The following is a 21,641-nucleotide window of genomic DNA, read 5'->3' on the forward strand; positions in this document are numbered from 1 at the left end:
GAAAGAAATACCATTTTCAAGAAAGAAGGAAATATAATTATGAAAAGTAGAGCAGCTGTCGCTTTTGGACCAGGCAAACCGTTGGAGATCGTGGAGATAGATGTGGCCGAGCCGAAATCCAAAGAAGTATTGGTGAAAATACTTTACACTTCCGTCTGTCATACGGATGCCTTCACTTTGTCGGGCGAAGATCCGGAAGGCGTATTCCCTGCCGTCCTTGGCCATGAAGGTGCCGGTGTGGTCGTTTCCGTAGGTGATGAAGTCACTTCAGTCAAGCCAGGGGACCATGTCATTCCTCTTTACACGCCCGAATGTGGGGAATGCGAATTCTGTCTGTCCGGAAAGACCAATCTGTGTTCAGCCGTACGCGAAACCCAGGGTAAAGGCTTGATGCCGGATGGAACGACCCGTTTCTCCTACAACGGCGAACCAATCTATCACTATATGGGGACAAGCACTTTCAGCGAGTACACGGTCGTCAACGAAATCAACTTGGTCAAAATCGATAAGAAAGCGCCGCTGGATAAAGTCGCTTTGTTCGGCTGCGGGGTGACGACCGGCCTTGGCGCTGTAGAAAACACGGCCAAAGTTGAAGAAGGCGCAGTGACTGCAGTATTCGGGCTGGGTGCAATCGGTTTGGCCGTGATCCAAGGCTTGAAAAAAGCCAAAGCCAAACGCATCATCGCTATCGATATGAATCCCGACAAATGGGAACTGGCCAAAAAAATGGGTGCCACTGATTTCGTCAATCCAAGCGAACATGAGCGTCCGATCCAGGAAGTGTTGATCGAAATGACAAACGGCGGCGTGGATTACAGTTTTGAATGCATCGGCAACGTTGAAGTCATGAAAGCCGCTTTGGAAGCTTGCCACAAAGGCTGGGGCGAAAGCATCATCATCGGTGTCGCCGGTGCCGGCAAAGAAATCCACACACGCCCGTTCCAATTGGTGACTGGACGCGTTTGGAGAGGATCCGCGTTCGGCGGTGTCAAAGGCCGCACGGAATTGCCGGGAATGGTGGACGATTTCATGAACGGTGAAATCGATCTGGACAGCTTCATCACCCATCATCTGAATTTCACCGACATCAACGAAGCCTTCGACCTGTTGCACAAAGGCGAATCGATCCGCACAATCTTGACCTATGGAGAATAGAACGATGACAGCGCAGTTGATCGAAACGCATAAAGTATTCGAGGGAGAACAAAGAAAATACCGGCACTATTCTGAAACGCTGGATTGCGATATGGTTTTCAGCCTGTTCTTGCCGAAACAAACGGACAACAAGTCGATACCTTTGATCTGGTGGCTTTCCGGATTGACATGCACTGACGACAACTTCAGCCAAAAAGGCGCCTTCCAAAAATATGCGAGCCAGCACCAACTGGCCATTGTCATGCCGGATACTTCCCCGCGCGGAACGGATGTGGCAGATGACGGAAACTGGGATCTCGGTCAAGGCGCCGGTTTCTATCTGAATGCGACCCAGGAACCGTGGGCAAAAAATTATCGGATGTATGATTACCTGACTACAGAACTGCCTCAACTTGTCTACAGTCTGATCCCGAATTTTTCGGGATCAGAAAGCATCATGGGGCATTCGATGGGCGGACACGGCGCCTTGGTCATCGGCTTGAGGAATCCGGAACGCTACCGCTCCATTTCCGCTTTCGCCCCAATCCTGAACCCGACGAACGTTCCTTGGGGGCAAAAAGCTTTCACTGCCTACTTGGGTCCGGATAAAAAAGCTTGGGCGGATTGGGATGCGACGAACTTGATCGCGAAAACTGCTGTTGTCCCGCCCATCCATATCTCGCAGGGAAAAGCCGATGCTTTTTACGAAGTCCAGCTGAACGAAGAAGCCTTCCTGCAAGCCGCTGATGGCAAGAAAGTGACCTACGAAAAATTGGACGGCTACGATCACAGTTACTTTACGATCGCATCATTTATTGAAGAGCATCTGCAATTCCATAAAGACTGTTTGAGGTAGAAAAAAGCTATGGCCGGAAAGTATCCGGTAACCTAGGCTATATATTAAAAAAACGGATTCCTGAGCGGAATCCGTTTTTTTGGTATCAAATCCGTTTACAGTTAGCGAATTCCCCTGCTGGATTCGGTAACCGCAACATTACCGGTATTCCCGGAAGCCTCAGCAGTTCCACTAAGCGCAGCGTTCTGTTCGACAATCGCCATGATGACATCGATGGATTTCGCCATCGTCTCCAATGTGACGAATTCGTATTTCCCGTGGCCGTTTTCGGTGCCGGAGAACAGGTTCGGGGTCGGCAGACCTTTGTGCGAGATGATGCAGCCGTCCGTTCCGCCGCGCATCGGTTTGAAGACCGGTATGATGCCGCAGGATTCATAAGCCTGGACCGCCAGATCGACGACGACCGGATGCTGCTCAATGATATCGCGCATATTGTAGTACTGGTCGAAAAGCGTCAGCGCGATCCGCGGCTCGGCAAACCGGGCATTGAAGGCTTCCACCTGGTCGGAGAAGAACCGCTTGCGGGCTGCGAAGTTTTCCCGGTCATGGTCGCGGATATAATAGGTCTGCTTGACTTCGTCGACGTTGCCGCTCTGGCAAGTCAGGAAGTAGTAGCCTTCATAGCCGCTGGTGTGCTCAGGTGTTTCCTTTTGAGGCAAATCCGTTGCAAATTGACTGGCAACCAACAAAGCGTTGACCATCGTATCCTTGGCGGAACCAGGATGAACGCTCGTGCCGCGGATGGTGAGTTCCGCCTGGGCTGCATTGAAATTGTCGTAAGTCAGATTTCCGATTGGTCCGCCGTCGATCGTGTAGGCGAAGTCGGCCGCGAAATGATCCACATCGAACAATTTCGCTCCGCGCGCCCCCAGTTCCTCGTCGGGCCCGAAAGCGAGACGGATCTTCCCGTGTTTCCGTTCCGGATGCGCAAGAAACTGCTCGCAGGCTGTCACGATAGCAGCAATGCCGGCCTTGTCATCTGCCCCCAGCAAGGTCGTTCCATCGGTCGTGATGACCGTTTCCCCAATATAGTTGCTTAAGCGCGGGAATTCCTTCGGCGAGAGGACAATCTGTTCAGTCTCGTTCAGGACGATATCACCGCCATCATAAGCAGGATGGACTTGAGGACGGATGTTGACCGCGTTGAAATCGGCCGTATCCAAATGCGCGATGAAGCCGATGACCGGCACAGGCTCTTCGATGTTACTCGGCAAGGTTGCCGTCAGAAAGCCGTTCATCTCGTTATATTCTACCTCTTCCAGGCCGATTGCAATCAGTTCTTTCGCCAATTCCAAGGCGAATGTCACTTGGTTATGCGTCGACGGCACCGTGTAGCTGCTGTCGTCCGACCGCGTGTCGACCTTTGCGTATGCGATGAATCTTTCCAATAAATTTTCGTACATATTCCTCATCCGCCTTTCTCTCATCTTTATAAAAGGAAATATCCGACTAACGGACACCCCTGACAGGAGACCGTTAAGCGGATATTTATTTTCATGCTTGTTCTCGGTATCTTATCGGTTTATTCTTCCACGTAAGCTGTGCGGAAGTACATCGCAGATCCAACCGGTTGGATCTGCACATCCTTCAAGGACGGATCGATCAGGTTGGCATTGGCGCCTTGGTAGATCGGCGCGTTCACGGCGTTCTCGGCGATTAACGTCTCTTCGGCCGCCAACAACGCTTCCCAACGGTTTTCCGGATCATTGGCATACGTGCTTCTGGTGTCATCCAGCAACGCATCGTAACCTTCATCCGCGAAGCGGGAACTGTTCAGGCCGCTTGTGGATTCATACATCTCCAAAAAGGCGATCGGATCGGCATAGCTAGGCGTGTATGTTCCATAGGCGATGTCATAATCCCCGTTCGTGGTTGACTCCATCCGGCTCTTCAGCGGCACATTGCGGATCGTGATCGTCAAACCGGGCAAATTCTTTTGCCATTGCGATTGCAGGAATTCGGCAGTTGTCTTGGATGTTTCGGTATCGGAAGTCAGCAATTCGATCGACAGCGTTTCGATTCCGAGCTCCTCCTTCGCGGTTTCCCACTCGGCCTGCGCTGTTTCCAGATCGTAGACGGCCAAATCACCGCTTTCGTCGCGGAAATCATCTTCCGTTTCCGGATTGAAGGCGTAATTGGAAGGCACAAAACCGTTCGATGGTACGGAACCGTCATTCAAAACGGTGTTCACATAGGCTTCCTTGTCGAAAGAATAAGACAAAGCTTTCCGCAAATGGACGTTGGCTGTGCTTGTGCGGCCTTGGTTGAACCAGACATAGCCGGACAAAGCTTTCGGCTCCGTCACCAAAGCTTCGGACCCTTTGTACTCTTCGATATAAGGATTGCTGATCTGCGTCAACTGGACTGATCCGGATTCGAACAGATTGATGTTCGTGGCGATTTCCTTGCTGACTTCCCAATTGATCTGATCCAATTGGACGTTTTCCGCGTCCCAATAAGCTTCATTCGGAACCATCGTCCAGTTCAGGTCCGTGCCTTCCCAGCCCTCCACGATGAAAGGTCCGTTGTAGACGGCATTTTCACTGTTCGTTCCGTAGGCGCTGCCCAATTCGCTCGCCACTTGGTGGTTCTGCGGCAAGTAGGAAGACGTCCCCAACAGATCCTTGAAATAAGCGGTCGGGTTACCCAAAGTGAACTTCACGGTCTTCTCGTCGATTGCTTCGACACCCAGTTCCGCCTTGTCCAATTCCCCACTGTTGATCGCTTCGGCATTCTTCAAGGGATACAGTTTATTGACGTTCGGAGAAGCCGTCGCCGGATCCACGATTTTTTGATAGGTATAGACGAAATCTTCCGCGGTCACCGGATCACCGTTCGACCAATTCGCATCTTCTCTTATCTTGAAAGTATATTCCAGTCCGTCCTCGCTGACGACAGGCTCCTCGGCGGCGATACCCAATTCAAACGCACCATCGTCGCCGACGCGGTAAAGACCTTCATTTGCGTTCTCAAGCACCACCAAGCTGGCGTTGTCCGCGGAGACTGCGTTGTCCAAGGAAGCCAAATCTCCGGTGTTCGTGACCGTGATGACTTGCTCCGCGGCGGTGGTAGTGGATGAAGCAGCCGCTCCTTCGCTGCTTTCTGTATTAGCGGCATCCCCTGTTGAACAGCCCGTCAACACCAAACTGATCGCTAGCGCTGATGTAATGACCCATTTCTCTTTTAACATACTGTTCCTCCTGACGATTTTCAAACTTTTTATTCCTATATTGGAATTCATTTCTTTGATATGTATGTACAAGTAGCTTACCATTCAGTCTGGCTTAGGGATAATCCCGATTTCCGAACAGCTGTGATAGGCAGAACCGATATATCCCGCAAAGCAAAAAAAGCCCGTCCCCCGTTGTGAACGGCGGGATGAGCGATGCAGGGGGATTTTCCCGAGCTTACGCCCGGGCCAGGATCCGCTGCAGGAACCCTCTGGTGCGGGCTTCTTTTGGATTGCCGAAAATATCTTCCGGGGTGCCCTCTTCCACAATCACGCCTTGATCCATGAAGATGACCCGGTTGGCCACCTCTTTGGCGAAGGTCATCTCATGCGTGACGACGACCATGGTGGTGCCTTCCTCGGCCAGTTTGCGGATAACCTGCAGCACTTCGCCGACCAGTTCCGGATCCAATGCCGATGTCGGTTCATCGAACAGGATGACGTCCGGATTCACCGCCAGCGCGCGGGCGATGCCGACACGTTGCTGCTGGCCACCCGACAATTGCGAAGGGTAATAGGCTAAACGGTCGCTCAAGCCGACCTTTTCCAATGCACGGATGGCGGTTTCGATGGCTTCCTTTTTCGGAACTTTGCGTCCGATGATCAAGCCTTCGGTGACATTGTCCAACACCGTCTTATTGTCGAACAGACCATAATTTTGGAAAACGAAGGCCGATTTTTTCCGAACCGCGTTGATGTCCTTCTTGCTCGCTTTCGTAAAATCGGTCTGGATCTCGTCGAAATGCAGCGAGCCTTCATCGGCGCGCTCCAAAAAGTTGATGCAGCGCAACAAAGTCGTCTTTCCCGATCCGCTCGGGCCCAGGATTACGACAATGTCGCCTTTTTCGACTGCGATATCCACTCCTTTCAGAACTTCCAATTCACCGAATTTCTTATGAATATTCTTCAATTCCAGCATGATATCGCTCCTTTCTTGCATCTTCAAAATACTCCGGTTGCTTATCGTTTTCTGATTTTGCCGTAATTTTACGTCCCCGCTTGTAGACGGACAGGCGTTGCTCCAGCAGTTGGAAGAATACCTGAACGAGTGAGCAGAGGACGATGTACACAATGAAAATCACAAGATAGGACTCAAGATAATTGTAGCCGAATGCCGCTTCCGTCTTGGCGATGGCCGTGATATCCTGGACCGACATCAGGAAGGCCAGCGAGGTCGATTTCAGCAGATTGACGGTGCTGTTGCACAAGTTCGGCGTTGCCGCCACCAATGCTTGCGGAATCACGATGCGACTGTAGGCCTGGACCGGCAGCAGACCGATCGAAAGGGCCGCCTCAAGCTGGCGTTTGTCGACTGTTTCAAGGGCCGAGCGGAAAACTTCCGACAGGATCGCGATCGTATTCAAAGTAAAGACGATGTAGGCGTAATAGATCGGATTGATGCCGAAGATGTCGTAATCGAGCCCCCAGCTTTTCACGAGAACATTCAGCAGACTCGGTAAGAGGCTGTACATCACCAGAATCTGGACGATCAAGGGCGTCCCTCTGATGAAGGACACGTAAATTTGGGAAACCCGGGCCAGCACCTTGATGTTCTGCTGTCTCGCCACCGCAATCAGGAAAGCGAACGGCAGCGCGATGAGCAAGGGGATAAAGGCCAAGCGCAGCGTTGTCGGGATGCCCTTCAACACAAGGATCAAAATTTCCTGCACATAGGCTAAATCAATGGTCATGCGTCTTGCTCCTTTCTCTTATGCCGCGCGCAACGGTTGTTTTCCTGCCGATAATTTGTCTTCCGCCAACTTGAACGCCTTCTCGATCGCCAACGTCAACAGCCAATAGATGCCCGCCAGCGCGATGTAGGTCTCGATCGAATAACCGCCGAAATTCCGCGCGATGATCAGCTGGCCTTTGCCCATGATGTCGACGATGCCGATCGTATAGGCCAAAGCCCCCTCCTTCATCAGCAGGATGAACGAATTGCCGAGATTCGGCAACGCACTCACGAGTGCTTGGGGCAAAACGATCCTTCTGAATGCTTGTACTTCGGTCAGTCCGATGCTGAGGGCGGCCTCGCGTTGCACTTTAGCGACTGCCAAGTAAGCCGAACGCATGATTTCCGAGCAAGGCGCCGAAAACAGCAGAGACAGAGCGATGATGACAAAGTAGAGGCGGTTCCAGCTGTTGATGTTGATGTCGAAAACGCCCAACAGCATCTCCGGCAAGCCGTAAAAGACCAAGAACATCATGACGATCGAAGGCGTGCAGCGGATGATCCAGATATAGCTATGGACGATTGCCCGCAACCATTTCGGACCGCTGAGCCTTGCCCAGGTAGCCAAGAATCCCAAGATCCCTCCGATCACGATCGTTCCGATCAAAAATTGCAGCGTAACGCCAAGGCCGGATAAAATGTCCGGCACAGCCTTCCAAATATAAGTGATGTCGAATGGACGATTCATTTTTAGGCTCCCTCCCTTTGTCTGTCAGTCTGTCCCGTTCTGCTCTCCGGCAACGCCGGGGGACCCGATTTCCCGGATATCTGTCTGGTATTCGGGAAATTTGCTTGTGATCGTGGTCGATTCCTCGAATGTTTAGCTAGCATTCGGGAATATCGTCTTGAGTCGAGACCAATTTCTCGGATGCGCCACTCCTATTCGGGAATTTGCCGGGTCTGATGCCGGATCCGCTTCTAAGTCTGATGCTTTCCCCGGCACACCATCCCCGTCGGCACTCTTATTGTTATTCTTTCACGTATTGGAATGTATTTTCGCCAAGGAACTCGATCATCAAATCATCGATTGTGCCGTCCGCTTCCAATTGCAGGAAGGCTTCATCATATGCGTCGGCCAGTTCTTGCTGTTCTTTGTTGAACAACGGCCATGTCGGCAACGCTTCGTAGACGAAGTAGGAGAAGTCATCCTTGTATTGGCTGTACGGCGCGCCTTCCGCCAACACATTCACCTCATAAGCGGTCTTGACAGCGAAGTAGCCGTCATAGCGGCCTTCCAACAACCATGTATAGGCATCCGCAATTTCGAATACATCTGCCGCAGTCAGTTCGATCGGTGTGTCCGGATGCTCCGCGTTGAAAGCTTGAATCACGTTATATTGCGCATTGTTCGGCGATATTGGAACTAGGCTCTTGCCGGCTGCCGCAAATGATTCCAAATCGGTTATTTCAGCCGCATCTTCCGAACGGATCAGCACTCCGATACTGCTTGCTCCGATGTAATTTTCAGGGAATATAAACTTCTGGGCGCGTTCTTCTGTGTACCAAGCGCCTTTCGTTCCGACATCGTACTTGCCGGATTCGATCCCGATCAGCAGATCCTCATCGGAAGTCGGAACGTACTCGAATTCATACTGCGGCAACAACTCGTCGATGGCTTTCAATACGCTGACTTCATAGCCGGTCGACTCGCCCTTTTCATCCACATAATTCATCGGCGCCGAACTTTGCGTGTGCGCTACCGTTACGGTGGTCACTTCCGTCTTTTCTGCCGCTGCATCGCTCGTTGCCTCGCTTGTCGTTTCCGCACCTGTCTGCCCGCAAGCAGCCAACAATGTAATCCCCAATAAACCAACCGTTGTGAATAATCTTTTTCTTTTCATATAATGTACTCCTCCTGTATGTTTCCGATTCGTTTAATGGTTCACTGTTTTTATGATTGTCGCCTGCACTTTTTGGGCAGCCGCATGGATGCGTTTATAAAAATCCGGGTTAGCTTCCAATGAAATCGCGCATCCCGGCGCAAATACGATTCCCGTATCGCCGGTTTCGGCGAGGACATCCGCCAAACGATCGACCAATAAGTCCTCGACTTCCTGCGCATGCTCCGAGAACGTCAGATCGGTTTTCGGTGAAATACCGCCGACCAATAACTTATCCGTCAATGCACGCAGCTTGCGGAAACTCAATCGGGTCGGATCCTCCGCGTGATCGCTGCCGTCTTCCCAGTTTATTGCCTGGACATCGTAATCGATAAAACGTTCCACAGCCAGATCGACATGCCCATGTGCATGCAGGATGTTGAACCAAGTGCGGTCGTTGATGTAAGCCAAAAGGTCATCCGTGTAAGGTTTGGCGAAAGCTGCATAATCGGCTTCAGATATGTCGCCGCGCTGGCTGTATTGCTCGGCGATGAAAAAACCGTCCACGCCCGCAGCGATCAATTCATCCACGAACACTTTATTTGATGCATGCAGCACATCGAGCGCTGCCTTCAGTTCTTCGCGGTGATGCTCCAGAAAAGCTGCGATTGGGCTTTCTTCCGGTCCGTCGACGATGTGCGCAATCGAATCATTCCCGGGCGCAAACTGCTTCAACCAAGACAACGGCGAGAACACGGTGCCGACGACAACTTTTTCGCCGTTGTAGTGTTCCACGATCTTCTTGGCAAAAGCGGCTTCGCGACGGATCACCGGATTGTCCGCCTGCAGCGGCTGCAAACGTGTCAGGTCAGCTGCGGTCCGGATCGGATAATCCAGGATTTTGCCTGCCCATTCCTTCGCATCCGTCGAAAAGGTGATCGGCGTTCCGTAAGCTTCCGCAAAGAATTGCCCTTGCGACATCAGCTTGATCAGATCCCAATCGTTCTCGTCCGTGAAGGCGATCGTCGCTGCGGCAAACGCTTCGACGTCCCGATCAACCAACGGCATATGGCGCCAACCGGAGATGGCCGGTCTGTCCAATGGTTGCTTAGCGATGGCTGCTTCTATTCTTTTTCTTCCATTAAATGTTTCTGTCATATTGTGCGTCCTCCTGTTCGATTGGTGTCCATGTCTGCGTTGCTTGCGATCGGTAAGCGGCGGCAAGAATGCGCAATGCGGTTATCCCCTGTTCTGCTGTGACGAAGGGAACTGTATCCTGTTCGATGCTTTCGACAAACTTGTCGACGATCGGTGTCAATGGCTCTGTATATAAGCCGTCCTGCGATGGATCATCCAAGTAAGTCTTTTCCCCGTTCTTCCGGTAGAGTGCCACCGGATGCCCATCCGCATACGTTGCGGCTGTGGCATTTTCGCCGTAGATGACGGTCTGCCGATCGTTCGAGTAATCGAACCAGTGGGTCAGCAGTGTTCCCTGGATGCCCGAGCGATGCTGGAGTTGCAGTACCGCATAATCTTCATAAGGAACCGGGCGTCCGTCCTCCAACTGCTTGCTTTGCGTCGCAGTCTGAGCCAGCACTGCGGTGACGGGATCTTCACTGAACAAGTAGTTCAGCAAATCGATGCGGTGGATGCCCACTTGCGCCAAAGCCCCGTTCGTATGTCCGATGCGGTCGTAGAAATCAGGGAATGCCGTACCCCAACCGTCATTTTCCTGACCTGGGTTGGCCAATGTCGTCCGGTAAGCATGGACCTTTCCGAGTGTCCCCTCCCTCAGCAATTTTTTCAGCAGCTGATGTGCGGGATACAACCGTTGATTATGGATGATCATCAGTTTTTTGCCGCTTTTTTCGGCTGCCTGCTGCATTCGTTCTGCCTCGGCCACCGAATCCGCCATCGGCTTTTCACACAGCACATGCTTACCTGCTTCTAGCGCGGCGACGGTGATGGGGCTGTGCGATTGTTCGTTCGTAGCGACGATGACGGCATCAACCGTTCCGTCTTCCCAGATTTCCTCAAGTGTCCGATAGACTTTTCCGCCGTACTTCTTTTGGAACGATTCCGATTTGGCAATCGTACGGTTATAGAATCCGATCAGATCGACTTTTTCGTTTTTGTGGCTTAGAGGGGCGTGCCTCTGTTTCGAAACATCCCCGCAACCGATGATGACGATCCCGACCATAGGACCCCCTCCTTTCTTTGCCCTCCATATCTCTGGAGGTCGCTGTTTGAGTTATGTGCTTGATTCTAACATGGTGATTGTTTTAAAAATAATACCGATTTGCTATCAGGATTGACCGGCTTTGGCGAACACCGCCGTCGCCGTGTCGGGTTCGCTTCAATTGTGCAGCGACGTCGTTTGTCTTCTGTTTTTGCCGGAAATGCCTGCAGCTGTTTGCCTTACCAATTCCAACCGATCCAGTTCGATTGCCGGATCGACGGTGCAGTCGGCTCCGATGATGACCCCCGTATCGCCTGTCGTTTGGATGATGTCGGCCGTGAATTGGGCGATATCCGCCTTGTCTCCCGAGTCCAGCAACGTACCCGAGTTGTTGTCGAAGCCGCCGATCACCGCTTTATTTCCGAAGAATTCCTTGCCTTCCTTCAGACTGACTTTTTCCGTGTGGACCGCCCAATTGTAGGCTTTCGCTTCGTAATCCTGATAGAACGACAGATCGTTCTGATAATGTTGGTAGCCGCAGATATGTAGGATGTTGTAGTCGCTGGCCGCATTCGCCGCCGCCAACACATCCAATTCGCTCGGCGCAATATAGGATTGATAAGCTTCTTTCGTGGCCGCGCTGCTTTGGACATTCTGCACGCTCAGGTAGATGCCGTCCGCACCCGCTTCTTCGATCACTTTCCGGCTCAGCAAGGCGATATCCTTGGCGATTTCATTCGCAGCATAAGCGAGTGCTTCCGGCGCCTCTTCAAAGAAACGGGGGAATTTTTCCGGTTCCTTGTCCCACGCCTCGAACGCGATCCGGATATAGTTCGCTGGCGAAAAGATGTTGTAGAAAGTAGCGACTTCGCCGTTGAAGGATTCTTTGATCCGTTTCACGGTCTTGACCTGCTCCGTGATCCACGGATGATCCGGTCCCACAGCCTTGACGTTGTAGAGGTCATCCGCCTGCTCGATTTTTTTCTCCAATAGACTCGGATGTCCGAAAAAGCCGTCGCTCATGATCTTCACGAAATCAGGGTTGAAGGCGTCGTAGAATTCCTTGTGCCCATCCATCACTCTATCCAAAACCGATCTGTCCTCCAAACCACGGAATTGAGCATCGTCGAAAACAAAGTGAAACCAAAAGCCGACCGGCACACGCTCCGTTTCCTTGTTGTCGAAAGTGTCAAAAATCAATTGTTTTCTGTTGTTGTCTGTCATATATTTTCCTCCTCGAATGTAAGAAAAGCTGAGCGGGTTCGCTTAGAACTGAAGCTAGCCAAGTGTAAAATAAAAAGCCGCCTTCCCTGGATTGATTCCAGAAAGGACGACTGTCAGATCGCGTTACCACCTTTTTTCGCGGAAAGCTTGCGCTTGCCGCCTCAACCGGTACGGAGCCTTTTGCTGCGCTCGATACCGTTGCCTGTCTAACGGGGGCGTCCGGATGCGCCTGCAGGAAGATCCCTGTCAACGCATCAACTCCGAGGCCATTTTTCCTGTGCTGCCGTCCGCTCTTTTCCACCGACCAAGAGCTCTCTGAAGGACAATCCCGCAAGTACTTTCCTCTTCTTTGCTTTTTTCTGTATGGCTTTCTTTGATAAACAAAGTCTACCATCGCAGCCACGGCCTGAAAAGCACACGTTTCCGAACAGGATTGACAGGCAGAAGCGAACAGTGGATTGATCGGGTTTGGTCGTTTATGCATGCGTATGGACAAAACATGGATAAAAGCCATGTATTCATCTTTTCTGGTGATCCGGAGGCGAAAAAGATGAATACCGGAAAAGTATTCATCTTTTCGAGCCGCTCCCGGTCGAAAACCATGGATAAATACCGTTAATCCGTCTTCTCGAGTTCAAGGAGACCTTTGATCTCCGCAAACTTATCCGCGTACTGCCTTGCCACTTCGGTCACCTTAGCGAAATCACCGGTCGCAGCGGGTGCCAGTAGGTTGCCGCCGACGCCAACCGCGATGACGCCGGCATCGAACCATTCTTGCATGTTCGCAAGGCTGACGCCTCCTGTAGGCATCAGGTTCAGGTGCGGCATCGGCGCTTTGAAGGCGGAAATGATACTCGGACCGTAGGCATTGCCCGGGAACAGTTTGATGATATCCGCGCCGCTCTTCAGCGCTTCTTTCATTTCCGTGATCGTCATGCAGCCCGGCAGATACGGAATCTGGTAAAGATTGCAGATTTCAGCCGTCTCCTTGTCGAAATTCGGGCTGACGATGAACTCGGCACCGGCCAGTATCGCCAGACGTGCGGTGATGGCGTCCAATACCGTCCCTGCTCCGACCACGACTTCTGGCTGATCCTTGTAGACTGTCGCCAGCTCGCGGATCACTTCATCCGCGTTCGGGACCGTGAATGTCAGTTCGATGCCCTTCAGCCCTCCCGCGACGATCGCGTGGCTGGCCTTCAGAGCCTCTTCTTTTGTGGCGCCGCGGACGACTGCCACGACCCCCGTTTTTTCCAAACGATTCAAAATAGATACGCGTTTCATTTGTTTCCCACTTTCTATTTTTCTTTTACAATTCAAAAACTTGCACTAATTCCTTCAATACCGGCGACTTTCCTGAGAATGCAGGTTGTGTTGCGAAAACTATCGAAGTTGACAATTCAGGAATAGAAAATATACTTAGAACAAGTAAATCACCGGTTTTATCAGGAAAGGATTTGTAACGTGAAAAAAAAAGAATTTATTATCCAAGATTTATTAAGTAAAATCTATCAGAAACAATTTCCGAATGGAAAATTACCTGATCAACGGGCGTTGGCAGAAGCCTATCATGTCTCCCGTTACACTATCCAAGAAGCCATTAAAAATTTGAATGAAATAGGCATAATAAAAGTTGTGCAAGGCTCGGGCATGTATGTTTATGAGAACTTACAAAATAATCCGTTAATTTTCAACTCCTTGACTAGAACTCCTTATGAAAGGATTTCTTCAAAAATGATTTCCATTACTAAAGAAAAATCTACTCCTGAAGAAGAGCAAATCTTTCAGTTGGGAAATTCCGAAGAAATTTGGACATTTCAGCGTGTACGTGTTGTTGATTATAAAATTGAACAAATTGAAGTTTCAAAAATGCCCGTTTCGCTGTTTTCAAATCTGAATCAAGTTCATATTGAACATTCCATCCAAGAGTATGTTCAAAGTCTTGGTTATAATATTTCTCACTATATTACTAGTTATAGTCCAACTGCTGTAACCAAAACTCAGGCAGAACTACTCTTGTGCAAAAAGGGAACACCCGCCATGAAAATTACAAATCGGTGTCTGTTGGATGATGGGCGAGTGTACGAATATAGCGAACTTACAGCAATAGATTACACTTGTACCTATATCACCCCTTTTGACAAAGACACACATAAATCTAGGCAAAGTTAGCCTAATTGGCTTTGCCTACGGTGTTACTAGCGTCCCGTCAGGTACCCGACTTTGAGTCCACTCATGCGGGCGGTATTCGATAGGGAATTCTTCAGCCATCTCTTCTATGAAATCTATTCCAATTCCAGGACGTTCAATTGGATAGAAAAAACCTTTCTCGGGTTCAGGAATATTTTTGAATATTCTTTTTGTATTTTGTGGGATGTCAATATTCTCTTGAATTGCAGCATTATGCAAATGGATATTTAAATGAGTGTTTACTGCTAATCCGACTGGTGAGATATCTGATGGTGTATGCCAAGCCACTCGAACACCAAACGCATCACAAAAATGAGCGAGCTTCAGCGCAGGAGTTATACCGCCGATTTGGGAGACATGGGCTCTCATATAATCTAACCGACGCTTGATAATCAATTCTTTCCATTCCATTGGATTGTTGAACAATTCCCCTGTAGCGATTGGTGTAGAAGTTTGATTGCGTACTTGATCCAGCCATTCATTTTGGTTTGGGGGAAGAATATCTTCCAGAAAATATAAATTATATTTTTCTGATTTTTTGGCAAATTGAACTGCTTGATTCGGGGAAAGCCTTTCGTGGACATCATGCAACATTTGAAATGAATTACCGTATTTGTTTTGAACTGCTTCAAACATTTCCAAAGTGGTATCCATATATTCATTTTGATCGAAATAAGATCCTTCTAATGGATTCTCAGGTGTTGCTACAGTTTCAGCATTGCCTCCATAAAATCCTAGTTGACAACGAATATATTTGTATCCTTCCTCTAAAAACTTATCAATCTCATCATAGAGAGTATCTAAATCCTTAGCTACTGCATGAGTATAAGCAGGAATAGCTGTCCGTGCTCTCCCACCCAACAACTGATACAGCGGCATACCAGCTAATTTTGACTTGATATCCCATAAAGCCATATCGATACCTGATATAGCGTTATTAGTAATAGGACCATTTCTCCAATATGAATTTACTGTCATCATCTGCCATAAATCTTCAATGTGGTTGGCATCTCGACCAATCAAAAGTGGTTTTAGATATTCATCAATTACACATTTCACCGCTAATGGCCTAAATTGGAACGTTGCGCACCCTAAACCGGAAATGCCTTTATTTGTTTCAATTTTAACGATAACTAGATTATGTCTATCTGGCTTTATTGCAAAACTCTTTATATCTGTAATTATGGTTGGCATCATTTATCATCATCCCTTAAATTAGTGTCCCTTACGTTGCTATTGAATCATGTCCGTATATACGCTGTCAATTTGGAATAAAAAACAATGCTTATAGAGGAAAGAACCAGTCCAATTTCAGACTACCGGACGAAACAACACTTATACATCAACGTTTTTTTGTCATTTGCATGTAATTAGGACTGGTTTTACAATCGTAGATATTATGCTATGATTCATCTTGCAAGCGGACACATAGCTACGCAAAAATAAACGAGTGAAGGATGAGTATGATGAAACATGAAGATGTTGCAAAGCAGATTATTGACAATATTGGCGGCATAGAGAACGTAAACAATGCTTGGCATTGTATGACCCGGTTACGGTTTAACCTTAAAGACATTCAAAAGGTTAACTACGATAATCTCAATAATATTCCGGAAGTTATAGGTACGAAATATCAGAGTGATCAATTACAGATTGTTATTGGCACAAATGTCGAAGATTACTACGCACCACTATCAAAGCAATTAGGCCTTGACCTTGCTAGTAATGAGCTTAAACAAGAAGTTAAGAATAAAGGTTTAGTGTCAGTATTTATGGATACTGTGTCAGGAGTTTTCGGACCTATCGTACCAGCTATCGCAGGCGCTGGAATGATCAAGGGTCTAATAGCCGGTCTGGTTGCATCAAATGTGATCTCTAACACCACTCCGACTTATCAAGTAATCAATATGTTAGCAAGTGGTGTTTTTACTTTTATGCCTTTCTTTGTTGCTGCATCCGCTGCAAAAATATTTAAAACAAACCAGTATTTGGCAATTGCTATTGCAGCTACCTTACAATTTCCAACAATGACAGAAGCAGTTGTAGCAGGAGAAATTTCACAATTCTTATTGTTTGGAATTTTACCAGTACCTGTTTTCAACTATGCCGGAACCGTAATCCCGATAATTTTTGCGGTATTAGCGCTTAGCTACATTTATCGATGGGTTGACAAACATTTACCTGAAGTATTAAGGACAGTTTTTACACCTACAATTTCTTTATTTCTTTCCGGTATAGTCACTTTAGTAGTCATTGGCCCGATCGGTATTCATTTAGGAAATCTATTGGCCGATGGAGTAAGCTGGTTATTTACCATATCGCCAGTACTAGCGGGTGTAGTGGTCGGAGTAATTCGTCCAATTGCCATCCTAACTGGACTACATCATGCGATGACACCAATCGCCTTACAAAATTTTGCAACCCAAGGGTATGACATGTTGATGCCTATGATGTTGATGGCAAATATGGCCATCACAGGCGCAACTGCAGCAATGTATACCAAAGTAAAAACAAAAGAAGAAAAATCAATTATTGTCTCCGCTGCTGTCTCTGGCTTACTTGGGATTACGGAACCTGCATTATTTGGGGTTTTAACAAAATACAAAAAAGCATTTATTGCTGCTTCTATCGGAAGTTCAGTTGCTTCTGCTTTCATTAGTTTCTTTGGAGTTCGAATTTACGGATATATTCTCTCAAGTATTTTTAGTTTGCCAGCCTACATCGGAGAATACTTCATCTTTGCAGTTTTAGGCATTGGGATTGCTTTAGTACTTTCCTTCATCATTGTTTATTTGACGGTACCCAATCAATCAAGTACCTCGCTAGCTAATGAAGTAGAATTACTATCAGTAACTGACGGTGTCTATGTTCCATTAGAAGATGTATCAGATGATGTATTTTCCAGTAAGCTAGTTGGAGATGGCTATGCTATGAAATCAAATTCCGGAGATATCTATGCACCAGTTAGTGGAACTATCAATACAGTATTTCCTACGAAACATGCCATTGGTATTACTACTGATAACGGCTTAGAAATATTGATTCACATGGGTATCGATACAGTAAGTTTAAATGGGAAGGGATTTGATGTATTCGTTAAAAAAGGAGAATCTGTTACACCACAAACAAAAATTGCTCACATGGATCTACAAATTCTTGCGAATGAAAAGAAAGATTCATCCATCATAGTAGTCATTACAAATATGGATAAAGTTTCTAAATTTTCAGGCGAATACAAAATGGAAGGCTCTCATAAGAACGGGTCTCCACTAGAAAAAGCGATTTTGGTTTAGTTCTTTCAAGGTATAAATTAAATACTTCAACAAAAAAAGGAACGGAAACCAGGATCTTCCCCTGTTTTCCGTTCCTTTTCAGATGTTAAACGTTCACGCCGACCTTGGCTTTTTGATCAACCAAATTTTTGGCCTGTGCGACGATGGTTTCCACTGTCAAACCGTATTGTTCCTTTAAGTAATCCGCCTTGCCCACTTGACCGAAAGCTTCGCGGACGCCGACGCGATATTGCAAAGTCGGCTTCAATTCAGCCAATGTTTCGGCTACTGCGCTGCCAATGCCTAGGAGAATCATTAATCGATTGTCGTACATGTACACCCTCCTTACGAAACTTAGTATAACTTGCAACCCTTTTCATTTGAAGCTTATCTCGGCCCAACCGTTTTCCTGAAATTGAAAATCGACTGGGCCGAATCCTGGAAATGCCGTCCCATCAAGGAAAATATCCGCTTCAAAGCGCGGTGCAACCACCAGTGTTTGTCTATTAATACTGGACAACCCAGAATAATAGTATTATTATAATCAATTTTGAAGCTACTGCACCAGAAATCGGGTGATTTTCATTACTGTATAGATGCTGTCGCAGGAAGGCCCCCTGCGACATACGTCGTACGGAAGCACATAGGGTTGCTCAGCTTAGCTATGTACGGATAGAAACATGGATAAAAGCCATGTATTCATCTTTTCTGGCGGTCCGGAGGCGAAAAAGATGGATAACGGCCATTTATCCATCTTCACACGCAAAAAAATCCGGCCCCCGCATCCATCATCACGCACCAAAAAAGCCCTCCGGCAAAATGCCGGAAGGACGGTATCATCATCAATTCAGTTTCCCTTGCTCATTCAACTTGCCCAGGAAATATGGCATCTGGACGCGCCACCATTCCCAGTCGTGGTGGACATTCTCGCCCCAGAAATCGATCCAGGCGGGGATGTTCTTGAAGTGTAGCGCTTCTTCGATTTTTTGCGTATCGCGGATGCTGACTTCTTCCCAGTTGCCTTGGCCGGTCGCGACGATGATGTTGCCGGAACGGTATTTGTCCAGGAACCAGCCGTCGTTGAGATTCCACAGATAGTCGATCGGCGAATTTTCGTAGGCGTTGCGGTCATGATAATCGCCGAAGAAATAACGGACATCATAGAGACCGCTCAGCGCGATGACGCTGTCGAACACATCCGGATGGCGCAGGTAAAAATTCAGGCTGTGATAACCGCCCATGCTGCAGCCGGTCGCAATCATCGATCCTTGATACCCCGTCTGATACTTGATGTGCGGCACCAGTTCGTCCACGATGTAGCGGTCATAGCGCTCGTGCATGTTGGCGCGGTCGTACGGGCTTTTCCACTCACAGAGCCAGGATTCGTTGTCCACGCTGTCTGGCGTATAAAACTGTACCAAGCCTTGGTCGATGAACCACTGGCAGGCTTCGATCATGCCGAAGTCTGCGTATTCGTTATGGCTGCCGCCGGATGAAGGGAAGACGATGATCGGTTTCCCGGCATGTCCATAGCGGTTGAAACGCATTTCGCGGTTCAGGTGGCCGCTCCATTGTGATGAATATTCTACGTGCATCTCTTTTCCCCCAGTCTATTCGGTTACGGAAATCATCTGGATGATTTCCATCAATTCTTGATATTCTGCCGCACGGATGACATAGCCGAAATCGCCCATGATGGCCGCAAAAATTCCGGGCATCTCTTCAAACAGGACAACATTGCCGCCGTAACGGGCCATCACTTCTTCATGCGTGAAGCGGTAAGGATGGACGCCCTTCCGGCTGACATAACAGCAATAATAAGGCGTGTTCATCTGCGCTGTGAAATGGCCGGTCGCAACCAGATTTCCGTAAGCTGCATAGAGATCGACGTCATTTGCCCAGTTCCACATATCCATCGTATGCCCGCCAGGCGGACGCAGGTTGGCTTCCAGGGCAACGAGGCTACCGTCAGGCAGACGGAAAAACTCAAAGTGGAAGAAACGCTCGCGGACATTGAAAGCCTGCACGAGCTTGGTGCCGATTTCGCGCAGATCATCCGGCATATTGCGGTCCACATAGTAGAACATATCCGCATTCTTTTCCACAATTTCCAGCACGGCTTTTTCGTAAACCAGCGTGGCATCAAAAAGGATATTCCCCGCGGCATCGGTCAGACCATCGTAAGTGACGATCTTTCCGTCGATGAATTCCTCCAGAATGTAGGACTCGTAAGGATTCTTCACATGGAAGAAGTGCCCGAGCTCCTCTTCGGAACGGATTTTGTGCGTATCCGCCGCACCGACGCCGGAGTCCGGCTTGATGCAGACCGGAAAGCCGTATTCGTGGCACAATCCGAGGGCGTCATGATAATCGCCGATGACACGCCCGCGCGCTACGCGGATTCCGACATCGCTGAATTTTTCTTTCATGGCGGACTTCAATTTAGCGAAGGCCATGTCCTCATTTTTGAAGCCGAAGACGTTGAAATCAGTGCGCAGACGCGCATCCTGTGCCAACCAGTATTCGTTGTGTGATTCGATCCGGTCCATTTTGCCGTGCTTGTAAGTCAAATAGGCCACAGCGCGCAGCATTTCGTCATAATTTTCCATGTCATTGACGCGGTAATACTCAGTCAGGCTCCCGCGCAAGTCAGCATCCAGCAACTCATAGGGCTCGCTGGCGATACCGAAAACATTCACGCCCGCACGGTTCAGACCGACCGCGAAATTCTTGAAATTACTGGGAAAATGGGGGGAGATAAATACATAGTTCATGAAGCTACCTTCTTTCATCTAAAGATTAGATTATAATGAGAATGTACCATTATAGCGGCAGATTTACAAGTGATTTTCTGTTGAAAAGGAAAAATATTGATACAATCCGGCAACTGTTCCGATCATCTGAAGCTTTGCGATTTTCAGTATCAAAAAAACCGATTCTCACGCTGTTTGCGTCACAAGAATCGGTTTTTTTGTATTCATATTCGAATCGCGGCGCCGGACAAAAAAGATGGATAACGGCCAGTTATCCATCTCCTCGAGCAGCAGCAAGCTACTCAATTTTTCAGTTGCTTATTTTTTGACCAACTCAAGCGGAGAAGGAATGTACTTATCTACTTCCTTACCGGCAAAGAAATCATAGGCAGCCTGTAAAGCCAGTTTACCCATTTCTTCAGGTTGCTGCGCGACTGTTGCACTCATTTTTCCTTCTTCAACAGCATTCATGCCATCTTCCGTTCCGTCAAATCCGACCACTTGGATTTTCCCGGTCAAACCGGCAGCTTCGATTGCTTCGATTGCACCCAATGCCATTTCATCATTTTGAGCAAATACGGCTTGGATATCCGCATGTGCTTGCAGCATGTTTTCCATAACCGTCAACCCTTCAGCGCGGTCAAAATTGGCTGTCTGGCTGTCCAACAGATTCAACGATTCTTCAGCTATCTTCGTGAAGCCTTCCCCTCTTTCACGGGTTGCAGAAGCGCCGGGAACGCCTTCCAATTGGACTGTGTTGGCTCCTTCTCCGGATAATTCGATAATGTATTCCGCAGCCAACTCTCCTCCGGCTGCATTATCTGATGCAACCAAGGTAACCACTTCTCCGCCATCGCTGGAACGATCGATTGTGATGACAGGGATACCTGCGCTGTTTGCAGCCTCCACAGCTGGAGCAATCGCCGCCGAATCGACCGGATTGATCAGTAACACATCGACTCCCTGTTGGATAAGGTCATCCACATCATTCGTCTGTTTTGCCGTATCATCCTGGGCATCGACAGTGATGATTTTCGTGCCATTTTCTTCCGCTAATCCTGTGATGCCGGCTTCCAGTGAAACAAAGAACGGATTATTCAAAGTTGAAATAGAGGCACCCACGACCAATTCAGAAGCTTCCTTCTCCTCGACAGCAACACTTTCCGCGTTGTCGCCTTCCAATGTAGCGCCCCCGCATCCAGCCAATAATAACATCGAAGCAGCAGTCAATCCCAATAGTTTTTTCATTTTT

19 protein-coding genes and 1 other annotated feature are annotated in these 21,641 nt (G+C 48.5%); of the genes, 4 read left to right on the forward strand and 15 right to left on the reverse strand.

Going from position 1 to position 21,641, the window contains the following annotated elements; genetic code table 11:
- Nucleotides 1-39 precede the first annotated feature (39 nt).
- Together C8U37_RS03335 and fghA are read left to right on the forward strand one after the other, a co-directional pair.
- Complete coding sequence (locus C8U37_RS03335; protein WP_108031859.1) at nucleotides 40-1,155, forward strand: S-(hydroxymethyl)glutathione dehydrogenase/class III alcohol dehydrogenase; 1,116 nt, start codon at nucleotides 40-42, stop codon at nucleotides 1,153-1,155.
- A 4-nt stretch (nucleotides 1,156-1,159) separates the two neighbouring features.
- Nucleotides 1,160-1,990: an S-formylglutathione hydrolase gene (gene fghA / locus C8U37_RS03340; RefSeq protein ID WP_108031860.1), complete on the forward strand. Its 831-nt coding sequence runs from the start codon at nucleotides 1,160-1,162 to the stop codon at nucleotides 1,988-1,990.
- Between the two features lie 101 nt (nucleotides 1,991-2,091).
- On the opposite strand, the gene pepT is transcribed toward fghA, so the two are convergent.
- The 10 genes from pepT to C8U37_RS03400 form a co-directional block, all read right to left on the reverse strand.
- Entirely contained in the window at nucleotides 2,092-3,393 is a 1,302-nt protein-coding gene (pepT, locus tag C8U37_RS03345) for a peptidase T (protein ID WP_108031861.1), read from the reverse strand.
- Nucleotides 3,394-3,512: 119 nt separating this feature from the next.
- Nucleotides 3,513-5,180 carry a peptide ABC transporter substrate-binding protein gene (locus C8U37_RS03350; protein WP_108031862.1) on the reverse strand — a complete coding sequence of 556 codons (1,668 nt, stop codon included), beginning with the start codon at nucleotides 5,178-5,180 and terminating at the stop codon, nucleotides 3,513-3,515.
- A 217-nt stretch (nucleotides 5,181-5,397) separates the two neighbouring features.
- Nucleotides 5,398-6,138: an amino acid ABC transporter ATP-binding protein gene (locus tag C8U37_RS03355; protein WP_108031863.1), complete on the reverse strand. Its 741-nt coding sequence runs from the start codon at nucleotides 6,136-6,138 to the stop codon at nucleotides 5,398-5,400.
- Nucleotides 6,113-6,904, reverse strand: a complete 792-nt coding sequence (locus C8U37_RS03360) for an amino acid ABC transporter permease (RefSeq protein WP_211306119.1) — start codon at nucleotides 6,902-6,904, stop codon at nucleotides 6,113-6,115. The genes C8U37_RS03355 and C8U37_RS03360 overlap by 26 nt, the downstream gene beginning before the upstream one ends.
- Nucleotides 6,905-6,928: 24 nt before the next feature.
- Nucleotides 6,929-7,639 (reverse strand): amino acid ABC transporter permease, encoded by a 711-nt coding sequence (locus tag C8U37_RS03365; protein WP_108031865.1) that lies wholly within the window; start codon nucleotides 7,637-7,639, stop codon nucleotides 6,929-6,931.
- A gap of 280 nt (nucleotides 7,640-7,919) precedes the next feature.
- The gene (locus C8U37_RS03370; RefSeq protein ID WP_108031866.1) at nucleotides 7,920-8,792 is read right to left on the reverse strand and encodes a transporter substrate-binding domain-containing protein; all 873 of its coding nucleotides are present in this window, start codon (nucleotides 8,790-8,792) and stop codon (nucleotides 7,920-7,922) included.
- 33 nt (nucleotides 8,793-8,825) lie between these two features.
- Nucleotides 8,826-9,929 carry a uroporphyrinogen decarboxylase family protein gene (locus C8U37_RS03375; RefSeq protein WP_108031867.1) on the reverse strand — a complete coding sequence of 368 codons (1,104 nt, stop codon included), beginning with the start codon at nucleotides 9,927-9,929 and terminating at the stop codon, nucleotides 8,826-8,828.
- Nucleotides 9,913-10,971: a Gfo/Idh/MocA family protein gene (locus tag C8U37_RS03380; RefSeq protein WP_108031868.1), complete on the reverse strand. Its 1,059-nt coding sequence runs from the start codon at nucleotides 10,969-10,971 to the stop codon at nucleotides 9,913-9,915. Before C8U37_RS03380 ends, C8U37_RS03375 begins: the two co-directional genes overlap by 17 nt.
- Before the next feature lie 156 nt (nucleotides 10,972-11,127).
- Nucleotides 11,128-12,174: a uroporphyrinogen decarboxylase family protein gene (locus tag C8U37_RS03385; RefSeq protein WP_108031869.1), complete on the reverse strand. Its 1,047-nt coding sequence runs from the start codon at nucleotides 12,172-12,174 to the stop codon at nucleotides 11,128-11,130.
- A gap of 99 nt (nucleotides 12,175-12,273) precedes the next feature.
- Nucleotides 12,274-12,533: a binding site (T-box leader), on the reverse strand.
- Between the two features lie 256 nt (nucleotides 12,534-12,789).
- Nucleotides 12,790-13,458, reverse strand: a complete 669-nt coding sequence (locus C8U37_RS03400) for a bifunctional 4-hydroxy-2-oxoglutarate aldolase/2-dehydro-3-deoxy-phosphogluconate aldolase (RefSeq protein ID WP_108031872.1) — start codon at nucleotides 13,456-13,458, stop codon at nucleotides 12,790-12,792.
- Nucleotides 13,459-13,638: 180 nt separating this feature from the next.
- On the opposite strand from C8U37_RS03400, the gene C8U37_RS03405 reads away from it, so the two are divergent.
- Nucleotides 13,639-14,346, forward strand: coding sequence for a GntR family transcriptional regulator (locus tag C8U37_RS03405; RefSeq protein WP_108031873.1), 708 nt, complete (start codon nucleotides 13,639-13,641; stop codon nucleotides 14,344-14,346).
- Nucleotides 14,347-14,361: 15 nt separating this feature from the next.
- On the opposite strand, the gene C8U37_RS03410 is transcribed toward C8U37_RS03405, so the two are convergent.
- Nucleotides 14,362-15,561, reverse strand: coding sequence for an enolase C-terminal domain-like protein (locus tag C8U37_RS03410; protein WP_108031874.1), 1,200 nt, complete (start codon nucleotides 15,559-15,561; stop codon nucleotides 14,362-14,364).
- A gap of 269 nt (nucleotides 15,562-15,830) precedes the next feature.
- Between C8U37_RS03410 and C8U37_RS03415 the strand changes: the two genes are divergently transcribed.
- Complete coding sequence (locus tag C8U37_RS03415; RefSeq protein WP_108031875.1) at nucleotides 15,831-17,657, forward strand: glucose PTS transporter subunit IIA; 1,827 nt, start codon at nucleotides 15,831-15,833, stop codon at nucleotides 17,655-17,657.
- A gap of 85 nt (nucleotides 17,658-17,742) precedes the next feature.
- Here C8U37_RS03415 and C8U37_RS14540 read toward each other — a convergent pair whose 3' ends face one another.
- The 4 genes from C8U37_RS14540 to C8U37_RS03435 form a co-directional block, all read right to left on the reverse strand.
- Nucleotides 17,743-17,970 carry a hypothetical protein gene (locus tag C8U37_RS14540; RefSeq protein WP_211306114.1) on the reverse strand — a complete coding sequence of 76 codons (228 nt, stop codon included), beginning with the start codon at nucleotides 17,968-17,970 and terminating at the stop codon, nucleotides 17,743-17,745.
- Between the two features lie 508 nt (nucleotides 17,971-18,478).
- Entirely contained in the window at nucleotides 18,479-19,231 is a 753-nt protein-coding gene (locus C8U37_RS03425; protein WP_108031876.1) for an esterase family protein, read from the reverse strand.
- 15 nt (nucleotides 19,232-19,246) lie between these two features.
- Entirely contained in the window at nucleotides 19,247-20,410 is a 1,164-nt protein-coding gene (locus C8U37_RS03430; protein ID WP_211306115.1) for an ATP-grasp domain-containing protein, read from the reverse strand.
- Between the two features lie 297 nt (nucleotides 20,411-20,707).
- Entirely contained in the window at nucleotides 20,708-21,637 is a 930-nt protein-coding gene (locus C8U37_RS03435; RefSeq protein ID WP_108031878.1) for a substrate-binding domain-containing protein, read from the reverse strand.
- Between the last annotated feature and the right edge of the window lie 4 nt (nucleotides 21,638-21,641).

Origin of the sequence: Trichococcus patagoniensis (assembly GCF_003051085.1) — a bacterium.
GTDB lineage: Bacteria > Bacillota > Bacilli > Lactobacillales > Aerococcaceae > Trichococcus > Trichococcus patagoniensis.

Bases quoted from the DNA above. Each gene is read 5' to 3' on its own strand.
- C8U37_RS03335 (WP_108031859.1), top strand. From the start codon at position 40: ATGAAAAGTAGAGCAGCTGTCGCTTTTGGACCAGGCAAACCGTTGGAG.
- fghA (WP_108031860.1), top strand. From the start codon at position 1,160: ATGACAGCGCAGTTGATCGAAACGCATAAAGTATTCGAGGGAGAACAA.
- pepT (WP_108031861.1), bottom strand. From the start codon at position 3,393: ATGTACGAAAATTTATTGGAAAGATTCATCGCATACGCAAAGGTCGAC.
- C8U37_RS03350 (WP_108031862.1), bottom strand. From the start codon at position 5,180: ATGTTAAAAGAGAAATGGGTCATTACATCAGCGCTAGCGATCAGTTTG.
- C8U37_RS03355 (WP_108031863.1), bottom strand. From the start codon at position 6,138: ATGCTGGAATTGAAGAATATTCATAAGAAATTCGGTGAATTGGAAGTT.
- C8U37_RS03365 (WP_108031865.1), bottom strand. From the start codon at position 7,639: ATGAATCGTCCATTCGACATCACTTATATTTGGAAGGCTGTGCCGGAC.
- C8U37_RS03370 (WP_108031866.1), bottom strand. From the start codon at position 8,792: ATGAAAAGAAAAAGATTATTCACAACGGTTGGTTTATTGGGGATTACA.
- C8U37_RS03375 (WP_108031867.1), bottom strand. From the start codon at position 9,929: ATGACAGAAACATTTAATGGAAGAAAAAGAATAGAAGCAGCCATCGCT.
- C8U37_RS03380 (WP_108031868.1), bottom strand. From the start codon at position 10,971: ATGGTCGGGATCGTCATCATCGGTTGCGGGGATGTTTCGAAACAGAGG.
- C8U37_RS03385 (WP_108031869.1), bottom strand. From the start codon at position 12,174: ATGACAGACAACAACAGAAAACAATTGATTTTTGACACTTTCGACAAC.
- C8U37_RS03400 (WP_108031872.1), bottom strand. From the start codon at position 13,458: ATGAAACGCGTATCTATTTTGAATCGTTTGGAAAAAACGGGGGTCGTG.
- C8U37_RS03410 (WP_108031874.1), bottom strand. From the start codon at position 15,561: ATGATGCCAACCATAATTACAGATATAAAGAGTTTTGCAATAAAGCCA.
- C8U37_RS03415 (WP_108031875.1), top strand. From the start codon at position 15,831: ATGAAACATGAAGATGTTGCAAAGCAGATTATTGACAATATTGGCGGC.
- C8U37_RS14540 (WP_211306114.1), bottom strand. From the start codon at position 17,970: ATGTACGACAATCGATTAATGATTCTCCTAGGCATTGGCAGCGCAGTA.
- C8U37_RS03425 (WP_108031876.1), bottom strand. From the start codon at position 19,231: ATGCACGTAGAATATTCATCACAATGGAGCGGCCACCTGAACCGCGAA.
- C8U37_RS03430 (WP_211306115.1), bottom strand. From the start codon at position 20,410: ATGAACTATGTATTTATCTCCCCCCATTTTCCCAGTAATTTCAAGAAT.
- C8U37_RS03435 (WP_108031878.1), bottom strand. From the start codon at position 21,637: ATGAAAAAACTATTGGGATTGACTGCTGCTTCGATGTTATTATTGGCT.